8 protein-coding genes and 2 pseudogenes are annotated in these 12,587 nt (G+C 66.8%); 4 read left to right on the plus strand and 6 right to left on the minus strand.

Annotation, left to right across the window (positions count from 1 at the left end):
* Positions 1–90 precede the first annotated feature (90 nt).
* The 4 genes from CFB50_RS30190 (at position 91) to CFB50_RS30205 (ending at position 5,066) form a co-directional block, all read left to right on the plus strand.
* Positions 91–1,035, plus strand: coding sequence for a GlxA family transcriptional regulator (locus tag CFB50_RS30190; RefSeq protein ID WP_089448208.1), 945 nt, complete (start codon positions 91–93; stop codon positions 1,033–1,035).
* A gap of 490 nt (positions 1,036–1,525) precedes the next feature.
* Entirely contained in the window at positions 1,526–3,238 is a 1,713-nt protein-coding gene (locus CFB50_RS30195) for a M36 family metallopeptidase (protein WP_089448209.1), read from the plus strand.
* A gap of 79 nt (positions 3,239–3,317) precedes the next feature.
* On the plus strand, positions 3,318–4,571 hold the full coding sequence (locus tag CFB50_RS30200; protein ID WP_089448210.1) for a M20/M25/M40 family metallo-hydrolase: 1,254 nt from the start codon (positions 3,318–3,320) through the stop codon (positions 4,569–4,571).
* A 126-nt stretch (positions 4,572–4,697) separates the two neighbouring features.
* Entirely contained in the window at positions 4,698–5,066 is a 369-nt protein-coding gene (locus CFB50_RS30205; RefSeq protein WP_089448211.1) for a YbjQ family protein, read from the plus strand.
* A 7-nt stretch (positions 5,067–5,073) separates the two neighbouring features.
* On the opposite strand, the pseudogene CFB50_RS30210 reads toward CFB50_RS30205, so the two are convergent.
* The 6 genes and pseudogenes from CFB50_RS30210 to betC form a co-directional block, all read right to left on the minus strand.
* Positions 5,074–5,254: pseudogene (locus CFB50_RS30210) on the minus strand (PepSY-associated TM helix domain-containing protein); the annotation flags it as partial.
* A 100-nt stretch (positions 5,255–5,354) separates the two neighbouring features.
* Positions 5,355–6,605 carry an MFS transporter gene (locus CFB50_RS30215; protein WP_089448212.1) on the minus strand — a complete coding sequence of 417 codons (1,251 nt, stop codon included), beginning with the start codon at positions 6,603–6,605 and terminating at the stop codon, positions 5,355–5,357.
* Positions 6,606–6,832: 227 nt separating this feature from the next.
* Positions 6,833–8,243: pseudogene (gene cysS / locus CFB50_RS30220) on the minus strand (cysteine--tRNA ligase).
* A 374-nt stretch (positions 8,244–8,617) separates the two neighbouring features.
* Positions 8,618–9,757: a porin gene (locus CFB50_RS30225; protein ID WP_069252353.1), complete on the minus strand. Its 1,140-nt coding sequence runs from the start codon at positions 9,755–9,757 to the stop codon at positions 8,618–8,620.
* Between the two features lie 260 nt (positions 9,758–10,017).
* On the minus strand, positions 10,018–10,986 hold the full coding sequence (gene choX, locus CFB50_RS30230; RefSeq protein ID WP_069252354.1) for a choline ABC transporter substrate-binding protein: 969 nt from the start codon (positions 10,984–10,986) through the stop codon (positions 10,018–10,020).
* 45 nt (positions 10,987–11,031) lie between these two features.
* A complete protein-coding gene (betC, locus tag CFB50_RS30235) occupies positions 11,032–12,567 on the minus strand; it encodes a choline-sulfatase (protein WP_089448213.1) in 1,536 nt (511 codons plus the stop codon).
* Positions 12,568–12,587: the final 20 nt, after the last annotated feature.

Consider the following 12,587-nt stretch of genomic DNA (forward strand, 5'->3'; position numbering starts at 1 on the left):
TCGGCGCGCGCGAACCGGCCACGGCGCATGCCCGTCCGCTCGCCGCCCCGCACGATGCGCGACGACTTCCGGATTCCATCTCCTGCCCCGATGCCCGAGGATTTCCATTTCCTGCTGCTGCCCGGCTTCTCCGCACTCGGCTTCATGTCCGCGGTCGAGCCGTTGCGCGTCGCGAACCGCTTTCGCACCGAGCTCTATCGCTGGCACGTGATCAGCGCCGACGGCGCGCCCGTCGCGGCGAGCAACGGCATTCCGGTCGCCGCCGAGGCCGCGTGCGCGGAGGTCGACAAGGTCGATACGGTGTTCGTCGTCGCGGGTTTCGATCCGCTCGTGTGCTACACGCGCGCGATCGGCGACTGGCTGCGCCGCCAGCACCGTCATGGTGCAACGCTCGGCGGCATCGACACGGGCAGCTTCGTGCTCGCGGAAGCGGGGCTGTTCGACGCGTCGCAGCCGCTCACGCTGCACTGGGAAGCACTGGCCGCGTTTCGCGAACGCTACCCCGGCCTGAACGCGACGCAGGAGCTGTTCGAGATCGACGACCGGCGCATCACGTGCGCAGGCGGCACCGCATCGATCGACATGATGCTCGACCTGATCGGGCGGCGGCACGGCGCCGATCTCGCGGCGGCGATCTCCGAGCAGTTCGTCGTCAGCCGGATCCGGCAGCGCTCCGACAGCCAGCGGCTCGAGATCGCCGCACGCTACGGCGTGCACAACCGCAAGCTGATCCAGGTGATCGGCACGATGCAGCGGCACATGGAAACCCCGCTCGGCTCCGATGCGCTCGCGCAGGAGGTGTCGATCACGCGCCGCCAGCTCGAACGGCTGTTCAGCGCCACGCTGAACGACACGCCGACGCATTTCTACCTGAACCTGCGCCTCGATCGCGCGCGTGAACTGCTGCAGCAGACGGACATGAGCATCACATCGGTTTGCGTCGCGTGCGGGTTCGAATCGCCGTCGCACTTCTCGCGCACGTATCGCGCGCGATTCGGGCTGAGCCCGCGCAACGACCGGCGTGCGGCACGCTGATCGTCGCCGGCTTCAAGCACAATCCAGCGCGGTATTGCACGTTCCGGCAGCGTTTCCCGCCGCTCGCTGCACAATGCCGGCGATTGATCGACGAACCGAAGCGGTCGTCGAAAATAAATTGGAATGTCGTTGAAAATATTCTGTAACATACCAAAAAAAGTTAGATAGGCAGCCTAACGACACGCATGCCGCCGCTCGGCGTGCGTCGCGCCACGCGGGCCATCAACCGATATCGATCCGATCCGAGGGGTATGACATGACGATGCTCGCTTCGCCGTCGCCGCACCTGCCTGCCGTTCGCTGCTTCGCCTGCGCTCCCCGCTCTTCTCCCGCCTGCTTCTTTTCGACCTGACATTTAGGGTTCCTTAGTCAGTCGACGCTCCCAACACCGCTTCGCCGCACCGGCTCCATCGAGCCGGCGCGCGGGCCGTGTCGTGCCTGCGCGCCACGAACGCGCGGGCGTATCCAACCGTTGAGATGAGGATCACGTATGCAGACATCACGCAAAGCACTGCCGCTCGCCCTGGGTCTCGCGCTCGGTTTCGGCATCGTCGGCGGCACCGCGGCCGATACGAAAGTCTCGAACCCGCAAGCAACGAGCCTGCGCGAAAGCCTGACGCGCGGCGTCGCGCCGCCGGCCGCCAAGGCCGATACGGCCGCCGGGCAGTTCCGCGCGGACGGCGTCGCCGTCACGCTGTACAACCCCGCGTATCGCGCGAAGAAAACCGCCACGACACCCGCCGCCACCGCGCGCGACTTCGTCGCGTCGCAAGCCGCGCAGCTCGGGCTCGATGCGACCGCGCTCGCGAGCCTCGTCGTCACGTCGGAGCGCAACGATGCCGATTTCACCGTCGTGCGCCTGCAGCAGCAGGCAGCCGGCCTGCCCGTGTACGGCAGCGATATCGCGGTGACGGTCGCGAAGGACGGCCGCATCCTGTACGTCGCGAGCAACACGATCAACGGCGTGGTCGCGACGTCGCGCAAGTCGCAGGCCGTCGACCAGCAGCAGGCGCTCGACCGCGCCCGCGCGTATCTCGGTGTGAGCGGCTTCACGAACCTGGATGCGCAGCTCGTCGCGTTCGTCGACAAGACCGGCACGCATACCGCGTGGAAAGTGCGCGGCCGCCCGAACGACGGCCCGAAAGGCGACTGGGAACTGCTGATCGACTCGGGCAGCGGCGACGTGCTGCGCGCCGAGGACAAGGCGTTCTACGCGACCGACGGCACGGGCTTCGTGTTCCGGCCCGACCCGCTGTCGCCGACCAAAAGCAGCTACGGCAGCACGGGCTACAAGGACAGCAGCGACGCCGATTCGTCGCAGCTCACCGCCGCACGCGTGCGCGTGACGTTGAAGGAGCTCGCGCAGTCGGGCGGGCGGTATTCGCTGACGGGCCCGTACGCGTCGTGCGTCGATTTCGATGCACCGCTCGACAAAGCGTGCCCCGTGCAGTCGACGCCCACGTTCGAATTCACGCGCGGCAACCTGTATTTCGAGGCCGTGAACGTGTACTACCACATCGATACGTTCCTGCGTTACGTGAACCAGACGCTCGGCATCAAGGCGCTGCCGTACCAGTACACCGGCGGCGTGCAGTATGACCCGCACGGCGAATCGGGCGACGACAATTCGTCGTATTCGTCGAGCAGCGGCCGGTTGACCTTCGGGCAAGGCGGCGTCGACGATGCCGAGGATGCGGACGTCGTGATCCACGAGCTCGGCCACGGCATCCACGACTGGGTGACGAACGGCGGCCTGTCGCAGCAGGAAGGGCTGTCGGAAGGCACCGGCGACTATCTCGCCGCCGCGTACAGCCGCGACTTCAACCAGTGGAGCCCGTCGGATGCGCAATACCACTGGGTCTACAACTGGGACGGCCACAACGAGTTCTGGGGCGGCCGCGTGACCAACTGGAACGTCGGGCGCACCTACGCGCAGGCACGCGGCGCGGAGATCCATACGGCCGGCCAGTACTGGGCGTCGTGCAACCTCGTCGCACGCGACGCGATCGGTGCGCAGGCAATGGACAAGGCATTCCTGAAAGGGTTGTCGATGACCAACAGCTCGACCAACCAGAAGGCCGCCGCGCAGGCCGTGCTGACGGCTGCGTCCGCGCTCGGCTACAGCAGCGCGCAGCTGACCGCGATCGGCAATGCGTACAACCAGAGTTGCACGTACGGCGTGACCGTACCGAAGAAGTCGTAATTCCGCAGCAGGCGGGGGCGCCTCGCACGACCTGCGCAGTGCCCTCTTCCTCGACATCGCCATCCTCACGAGATCGAACATGCCTACTCTGAAACTGACCCGCCTGAGCGTCGCGCTGGGCGGCATGCTGCTGACCGCCGCCGCGCATGCGACGCCGGTGTGGATCACACTCGGCGACGCGGCGTTCCGCCAGTTGCAACGCATCGACGCCGGCGCCACCGTGCAATACAGTACGACCCTCGACGCCGGCAAGACGGCCGACGGCGCTGCGCGCCGCGAAACCGTTCACGTCGTCTCAATCGACGATTCGCGGCTCGGCGAGCTGGCCCTCGCCGTCCACCATGCGCGCGGCCACGGGCCCGGCTATGTCGTGCACGACTCGTTCGACGACGCGCGCCAGGCACTGCAGCCGTTGCCACCGACGCTCGCGAAACAGGCCGCCGCCACCGTGTACAAGGTATCGAACGCGCCGCAGATCGGCACGTGGATCCAGCAGCTTCAGGCAAGCAACATCGTCGGCACGATCACGTCGCTGTCCGGCTTCACGAACCGCTACTACACGACGTCGCACGGCGTCGCCGCATCGGACTGGCTCGCACTGCAGTGGAAGCAGCTGGCGGGGGCGCGCGCCGACATCACCGTCGAACAGTTCGCGCACACCGGCTTTCCGCAGAAATCCGTGATCCTGACGATTCGCGGCAGCGATCCGGCCGCGGGCACCGTCGTGCTGGGCGGCCACCTCGATTCGACGGTCGGCCGCACGACGGAGAACACGCGCTCGCCCGGCGCAGACGACGATGCGTCGGGCATCGCCAGCCTCACCGAAGCGCTGCGCGTGCTGCTGGCGAACAACTACAAGCCGAAGCGGACGATCAAGTTCGTCGGGTACGCAGCCGAGGAAGCCGGGCTGCTCGGCTCGAAAGCGATCGCGAAGCAGTTCCGCGCGCAGAATGCGAACGTGGTCGGCGTGCTGCAGCTCGACATGACGAACTACAAGGGCGATCCGAAGGATATCTATCTGATCACCGACTACACGAATGCGTCGCAGAACACCTACCTGACGAATCTGGCGAAGACCTACCTGCCGGAACTCGCGATCGGCACGTCGCAGTGCGGGTATGCGTGCTCGGATCACGCGTCGTGGAATGCGCAAGGCTATCCGGCGTCGTTCCCGTTCGAGGCCGACCAGAACGACAGTCCGTATATCCATACAGTGAACGACACGTTGGAGAATTCGGATCGGCAGGCGAATCATGCGCTGAAGTTCGGCAAGCTGGCGCTGGCCTACGCGGTCGATCTCGGCGGGAACGGCAGCGCGACCGTCAAGCGTTGACCCGGCGACGGCCGGGGCGGTGGAACGGGCGCGTGGTGCGGGCGCGCCCGTTCGAACCCGGCCGAGCCCGTATGCCGTTCCGGATAGAATCGTCGTTCGCTCACTTCAGCAACACGGTGCAATGCCATGACCGATATCTCCCGCTCGTTCGACGATCTCACACCCGAACGCGTCACGACCGCGTTCGACCTGCCCGGCCACACGACCGTCCGCTCGCTCGGGGTCGCACAGGGCATCATCGTGCGCTCGCGTTCGATCGTCGGCTCGTTCGGCGCGTCGCTGCAAACCCTCTTCGGCGGCAACATCACGCTTTATACGTCGCTGTGCGAGAAGGCGCGCCAGCAAGCGTTCGACAAGATGCTCGGCGACGCGCGCAAGCTCGGCGCGAATGCGATCGTCGCGATGCGATACGACTCGACCGAGATCGGGGCGGGCGTCACGGAAGTCATCTGCTACGGCACGGCCGTGCGGGTCGCGCGCGACTCCGGCGCCTGACCAGCCGTTACGCGCCGGCCGCCCACACGATCGCGACGATCACGAGCACCACTGCCGACGGTCTTGCGACTGTTCAGTTCCGTCCACATCGGCACGCCCGTCAGCGACGGCAGGATCAGCGCACCCGCGAGCGTATCGACGAGCAGCACCCGGCCGATACTCATCCCGACGCCCTTGTGCAGGTTCGTCTGCCACCCCTGCGCATCGGCGCCGCCGACATTGAGCCGCTGGATCGCCTTGTTGAATGTCTTTTGAAATACTCGGACATGAAACGGCGTCGGTATTGCTTCAGTGCTCTCGTTCGAGCGAAGTCATGTTCCGCAGTTGCGGGAACAACCGCATCCACGTGAGCGCGACCAGAATCGTCGCGGCGCCGCCCACGACGATCGCCGCCGGCGCGCCCCACCATGCGGCCGTCACGCCCGACTCGAATTCGCCGAGCTGGTTCGACGTCCCGATGAACAGCGAATTGACCGCGCTCACGCGCCCGAGCATGTCGTCGGGCGTACGCAGTTGCACGAGCGACAGCCGCACGACGACGCTGACGACGTCCGACGCGCCGAGCGCGGCCAGCGCGACGAGCGACAGCGTGAAGTGCCGCGACAACCCGAACACGATCGTCGCGATGCCGAACGCGATCACACCACCGAACATCGCGCGGCCCGGCCGCCCCTTCAGCGGGAACCGCGTGAGCCACAGCGTGCCCGCGAGCGCGCCGACCGCGGGCGCCGCACGCAGCGCACCGAGCCCCCACGGGCCGACCTGCAGGATGTCGCGCGCGTAGATCGGCAGCAGCGCGGTCGCGCCACCGAACAGCACCGCGAACAGGTCGAGCGACAGCGCGCCGAGAATCGCCGGCTCGCGCCGGATGAACGCGATGCCCGAAAACACCGAGCGCAGCGTGACCGGCTCGCGGGCGGGCGGCGCACTGCGCAGCGGAATCGTGCCGCTCAGCGCCGCCGCGATCGCGAATGCAACGACGCTCGTGCCGAACGCGGCGGGCGCGCCGACGCCGTACAACAGCCCGCCGAACGCGGGCCCGAGGATCTGCGCGGCCTGGTTCGCGGACGTCGACAGCGCGGTCGCGCGCGGCAGGTCGGCGCGCGGCACGACGGCCGGCAACAGCGACGACACCGACGGCGATTCGAACGCGCGGGCGGTGCCGACGATCGCCGCGAGCGCATACACGGCCGGTGCGGTCAGCCACCCTTGCGTGGCACCGAGCAGGAACACGCCGGCAGCCAGCGCCTCGACGCCCTGGCAGATCGTCGCGATGCGCCGGCGATCGTAGCGGTCGGCCACCTGCCCGACGACGAGCGTCAGCGCGAACATGGGCACGAACTGCGCGAGGCCGACGAGACCGAGCGCGAATGCGCTGTGCGTGAGCGCGTAGACGTACCAGCCGATGGCAACCGACAGGATCTGGAAAGCCAGGGAAGACATGACGCGCGTGCCCCAGAAACGCTGGAACGGGACATGACGAAACAGGTTGGCGGGTAACGGGGATAAAGGACTGGAGTCGGGCACGGAGTCGGTCATCGAGGTCTCGGCGGTCGGCGCTGCGCGCCGGTACCGTTCGAGAAACGACTGCGCACGCCGACGCGTGCGCGCGACAACGGTGCCGACGCGGCCAAAGCGCGATGATATGCCAACCGAGGAAAACGGGCCGCAGGCGCGGGTGCCGACGATTCCGGCGGCCACGCTGATCGCGGCCGCCGGGTGGATGCCCGGCGACAGGATCTTCCGATGAAGGCGGCCCGCGCGCTTTACCGCGGCGGGCCGCCTGTATCGCTCGACCCCATCGCCATGCCGAACAGACGTTGCCCTTCCGGCGTGTCCTCGACTCGCCAGCCCTCGGCGCTCAACACTTCGCGGATCCGGTCGGCTTGTGCCCAGTCCTTGTCCGCCCTCGCGCGCTCACGCTCACCGAGCAACACGCGAACATGTTCCGGAACGTCGAACGCAATCGGCCGCCATTCGCTCAACCCGAGGCCCAGCACCGCATCGAAGCTGTCGACGGTCGCCTTCAGCGTGGCAGGCGGCAGGTTGCTCCTGACCAGATCCCACAGCACCGCGAGCGCCCTCGGCAGATTCAGGTCCTCGTTCACTTCGGCATCGAATCGCGCGGCGAAATCCGCATCGACGCGCCCGCCGTCCGGCCAGCCGGCATGGAGGTGCCGAAGTCGATTCAGCGCGGTGTGCGCCGCGTCGAGCGACGCCCACGTGAAATGCAGCTTGCTTCGATAGTGGGCCGTCAGGCACAGGTAGCGGTACGCGAGCGGATCGACACCCCGGCTCTGCAAGGTCTGCAGACGGACGAAATCGCCACTCGACTTCGACATCTTCGTATCGGCGTCGAGCGTCAGGAAGTGCCCGTGCATCCAGTAGTTCGCGAGGTGCGTGCCGTGGGCGGCCCGCGTCTGCGCGATCTCGTTGCTGTGATGCACGGCGATATGATCCTCGCCGCCGCAATGGATATCGAACAACGTCCCGAGATACTTCGCCGACATCGCCGAGCATTCGATATGCCAGCCCGGAAAGCCGCGCCCCCACGGGCTGTCCCATTCCATTTGCCGCTTGACGTCGGCCGGGCTGAACTTCCACAACGCGAAATCCGTGATGCTCCGCTTCCCGCCCAGCGCCACCCGCTTGCCCGCCTGCAACCCCGCGCGGTCCAGCCGCGCGAGATAACCGTAGTCGTCCTGCCGACTGGTGTCGAAGTAGAGGCCGTCGTCCGTCCGATAGACGTAGCCGGCCCGGTCGAGCGTCTCGATGAACGCGATCTGTTCGGCGATGTGATCGGTGGCGCGGCACCACACCGTCGGCTCGAGCAGGTTGAGCGCGCCAGTCCCGGACGAACGCCTCGGTGTAGCGCCGGGCAATGGCCCATGCCGATTCGCCGGTCCGACGGCTGCCCTTCTCCATCTTGTCTTCGCCTTCGTCCGCGTCGGATGTCAGGTGGCCGACGTCGGTGATATTGACGACGTGCCGGACCGCGTAGCCGTTGCGTTCCAGTACGCGGCGCAGGAGATCCTCGAACACGTAGGTTCTCAGGTTGCCGATGTGGGCATCGTCGTAGACCGTCGGGCCGCAGCAATACATGCCGACCTGCCCGGCCCGGATCGGCGTGAAGGGGCGCACGGTACGCGACCAGGTGTCATACAGCGCAAGCGGCATCGAGTTTCTCCGTCCCGAAGGTGTGGGCCCAAAAACAAAAAGGCCGCCTGTCTTGCATCACAGGCGGCCGGAAGGCGATTGCTTGAATGTTCAGCGACTTCGCTAGACGCAACTTCCCCCTGGCATGTCCGGACAACATGCACGGATCAGCGACGAGGGGGAAAGGGCGAGATCAAGCATGCGGACGATGCTAGCGCCTATAGACGGCAATGGTCAATACCATCCGACTGCGGTTCCCCGGGCGGTGGCCAGGCGGCCGGCACGGGCCGGACGCATTTCATGCCCGCTCACGCCCGGCAAAAAAAAGCGCGAACCGTGGTTCGCGCCAAAGAGAGACCCTTCGCTGAAGACGTCGCTGCCCCACACCACCCCGCTCAGAACGAATGCCGCATCCCGATCCGCACGTCGGCCTGCGTCTGCGTCGTCGACGGCGTGAAGCTGTAGCCGACCACCGCATCGACGCCTTGCGACGCGCGCAGGTAATCGCCGGAGATGTAGATGTCCGTGCGCTTCGACAGCAGGTAATGCAGGCCGGCCGTGCCCTGGTTCCAGTGGTGGCCTTCGAAGCGCGTGTGCTGGTAGCCCGCGATGAAGCTCAGCGCCGGCGTGAACTGGTACAGGCCGCCGCCTTCGTACACCTGCATGTGCGACGACTGGCCGAAGCCCTTGATCGTCGTATACGAGTAGTTGGCGTCGAGCGTCAGCTTGCCGATCGTGTAGCTGGTGCCGATGCCGAACGTGCCCTGGCTGTCGACGTCCATCGCGGTGTTCGCGAACAGGTCGGTGCGCGCGCCGGTCGCCGGATCGACGGTGACGGTCTGCTGGCCGAGGAACGTGTGCGTGCCGATCATCGCGTACGGGTCGAACGCATAGATGCCGTTCGGGTTGTTCAGGCGCGTGTACGCGGCGCCGATCGAGAAGTCGCCCTTCGTGAAGCTCGCGCCCGCGCTCCATGCGCTGTTGCGATGGAAGTTGCCGGCGACGTTGCCGAACGAGTACATCGCGCCGAACTTGAAGCCGCTGAGATCGTTCGACAGGAACTTCACCGAGTTCGGCAGGCGGTCGCCGTTGAAGCGGTCGAAGTCGCCCTGGTGGATCGCATAGCCGCTGCCCCACGCGGAGATGTTGTAGATCGACACGAGTTCGTTCGTGATGTCGAGCTGGTTGCCGAACGACAGCGTGCCCCAGTCGTTCTGCAGGCCGACATACGCCTGCCGGCCGAATTCCGCACCGCCGAAGCCGAGTTGCCCGTTGCCGAGGTGGAAGCCGCTCTCGAGCGTGAACACGGCCTTCAGGCCGCCGCCCAGGTCTTCGGTGCCCTTGAGGCCGAAGCGGTTTCCGTAGGCGACGCCGTCGTCGAACTTGACCACGTGCGAGCCGCCCGTGTTGTTCACGTACGTGATGCCCGCGTCGAGAATCCCGTACAGCGTCACGCTGCTTTGCGCATGCCCGATGGCGGGAATACAGGCCGCGCATGCAAGCGCGGCGGCTACGGCAACTTTCTTTTGCTTCATTGTCGACCACCCTCCCTGAACCGTTCGATGGATAGAATCTCGTCCCGGCGCGTGCCGCGATACGCCGGTGGATTCCAATTCAGACCGCCCCGCTGGCTTCGGCATTTCGTTTTCCGCAATAACGCAGCCATTGGCGAAAAATACAAACCCATATTTCGGGTCACCCGTCTGAAGGCGACACTAAATGGTCACGATGCGACGGATCGGGAAAACACGTAGACAGGCGGCACGGCAAAAACCGGCCGCCCGGAGGGAGGGAATCAGCGACCGTCGAGGGCCGCGCGCACGGCCGGCAGGCCCGGTGCGCCGGCCGCCGTCGTCACGCCGTCGAGCCAGCCGGCGACCAGCGCGGGCTCGGCCTTCAGCGCATGCTGCGCCGCGAGCGCGGGCGACGTCTTGTGGTCGAGCATGTCGGCGATCATCCGGTTCTCGACGTCGACCGAGAACGTCATCTGCCGGAACAGCCGCGCGAGGTTCGTGCACTGGCCGGCGAACCCGGCGCGCGTGACCGTATTGACCGTCGCGCCGCCGTAGTTCGGGCCGAAGTACGCATCGCCGCCCGACAGGTAGGTCAGATGAAACTTCGTGTTCATCAGGTGCGGCTCCCACGCGAGAAACACGATCCAGCGCTTGTCGCGCACCGCGCGCTCGACCTGCGTGAGCATGCCCGTCTCGCTCGATTCGACGAGCGACCAGTTCGCGGACCCGAGCACGTGGTCGGACAGCAGCCGCTTGATGTTCTGGTTCGCGGGCGCGCCGGGCTCGATCCCGTAGATCTTGCCGCCGAAGCGATCCGCATAGCGCGCGAGATCGGCGAACGTATGCACGCCGGCGGCCGCCACGTAATCGGGCACCGCGAGCGTGAATTTCGCGCCGCTCAGGTTCGCGTGCAGCACGTCGATCGATTTCTCGTCGACGAACGGCTTCACGAGCGGCGCCTGCGCGGGCATCCAGTTGCCGAGAAACACGTCGACCTGCCCTTTCTTGAGCCCCTGGTACGTGATCGGCACCGACAGGTTCGCCACGTCCTGCCGGTAGCCGAGCGCCTTCAGCACGACGCCCGCCATCGCGTTCGTCGCATCGATGTCGGTCCAGCCGGGCGCCGCCATCTTCACGTCGCTGCACGTCTGCGGGTCGGCGGCATACGCAGGCTGTATCGCCACCACGCACGCGGCGGCGGCGAGCGCCGCGCCGATCCTTCGGATTGCTGCATTGCGTTGCCGTTTCATGGTTCACTTCCTCCGTCGTTTTTCATTGACCGCGATGCGGTACGCTCAGCGCCCGACGCGCGGAAAGCGCGCCATCGCCTCGAGCGTGTCGAGTTCGATGTGATTGCGCATGTAGCGCTGGCTCGCGTCGGTGAACGGCTGCCAGTCCCACGCCTGGATGCGGCCCTGCGTCGTCGCCGCGTAATGGAAGCGCCGGCGCCGCTGGCTCGCGCGCACCTGCCGGTCCAGCTCGGGCAGGTTCCAGCGCTGCGCGGCTTGCGCGCGGAACGCGGCGAGCACGTCGGCGGCCTCCGGCGTACCGGCCAGGTTCGTCAGCTCGCGCGGGTCGTCCGACAGGTTGTACAACTGGTCGGGATCGAGCGGGCAATGCACGTACTTCCAATCGCCGCTGCGGATCATCACGACCGGCGCGACCGCGCCTTCCGCCAGGTACTCGCCGAGCGCAACATCGTGGGCGGGCATGCCGTGCAGGTGCGGCACGAGGCTCGCGCCATCGACAGGATCGGGCCAGCCGCCGGCCGGCGCGGCGCCGGCCAGGTCGACGAGCGTCGGCAGCAGATCGACGTGCGACACCGGCCCGCGCACGCGCGCGGCGTCGAAACGGCCCGGCGCATGGACGATCAGCGGCACGCGGCAACCGCCTTCGAAGAACGTCATCTTGTACCAGAGCCCGCGTTCGCCGAGCATGTCGCCATGGTCGGACGTGACGATCACGATCGTGTCGTCGGCGAATCCGCATTGTTCGAGTGCGGCCAGCACGCTACCGAACTGCGTGTCGACGTAGGACGTCGCGCCGTAGTAGGCGCGGCGCGCGGCACGGATCTGCGCGTCGGTGGGCGGCGTGCGGTCGTTCTCGCAGACGAAGCGCAGCCGCTGCGAATGCGGGTCGCTTTCCGCCGCATCGAGGTGCACGGCCGGCATGTCGATTTCGTCGTCGCTGTACAGATCCCAGTAGTCGCGCGTGATCGCATACGGGTCGTGCGGATGAGTCAGCGACACGACCATGCAGAACGGCCGCGCATCGTGCCCGGCCGCACGCTCGCGCGCGACGTCGTACAGCTTCTGCTTCGCGGCGAACGTGACTTCGTCGTCGAAATCGAGCTGGTTCGTGCGCACGCACGGGCCGGCCTCCAGCACCGAACTCATGTTGTGATACCAGCTCGGCCGCTCGGTCGGGCTGTCCCAGTCGGGCACCCAGCCGAAATCGGCCGGGTAGATGTCGGTCGTGAGCCGCTCCTCGAAACCGTGCAACTGGTCGGGCCCGCAGAAGTGCATCTTGCCGGACAGCATCGTCCGGTAGCCGCCCGCGCGCAGGTAGTGCGCGAAGGTCAGCGTTTGCGCCGGCAATTCGGCGGCGTTATCGTAGGCGCCGATCCCCGACGGCAATTTGCCCGTCAGCAGCGAGAAACGCGACGGCGCGCACAGCGGGCTCGCGCAGTACGCGGCGTCGAATACGACGCCTTGCGCGGCGAGACGGTCCAGCGTCGGCGTGCGCGCGACGCGATTACCGTAGGCCGGCAGCGCGAACGGCGCGAGCTGGTCGGCCATCAGGATCAGGATGTTGGGTGTCGGGTTCGTCATCGGCAGTCGTGGGGAAAACG

Origin of the sequence: Burkholderia sp. AU33423 (assembly GCF_002223135.1) — a bacterium.
Classification (GTDB): domain Bacteria; phylum Pseudomonadota; class Gammaproteobacteria; order Burkholderiales; family Burkholderiaceae; genus Burkholderia; species Burkholderia lata_D.

Coding starts and splice junctions, on each gene's coding strand:
- CFB50_RS30205 (WP_089448211.1), top strand. CDS start 4,698: ATGACCGATATCTCCCGCTCGTTCGACGATCTCACACCCGAACGCGTC.
- CFB50_RS30225 (WP_069252353.1), bottom strand. CDS start 9,757: ATGAAGCAAAAGAAAGTTGCCGTAGCCGCCGCGCTTGCATGCGCGGCC.
- choX (WP_069252354.1), bottom strand. CDS start 10,986: ATGAAACGGCAACGCAATGCAGCAATCCGAAGGATCGGCGCGGCGCTC.
- CFB50_RS30200 (WP_089448210.1), top strand. CDS start 3,318: ATGCCTACTCTGAAACTGACCCGCCTGAGCGTCGCGCTGGGCGGCATG.
- CFB50_RS30190 (WP_089448208.1), top strand. CDS start 91: ATGCCCGAGGATTTCCATTTCCTGCTGCTGCCCGGCTTCTCCGCACTC.
- CFB50_RS30195 (WP_089448209.1), top strand. CDS start 1,526: ATGCAGACATCACGCAAAGCACTGCCGCTCGCCCTGGGTCTCGCGCTC.
- betC (WP_089448213.1), bottom strand. CDS start 12,567: ATGACGAACCCGACACCCAACATCCTGATCCTGATGGCCGACCAGCTC.
- CFB50_RS30215 (WP_089448212.1), bottom strand. CDS start 6,605: ATGACCGACTCCGTGCCCGACTCCAGTCCTTTATCCCCGTTACCCGCC.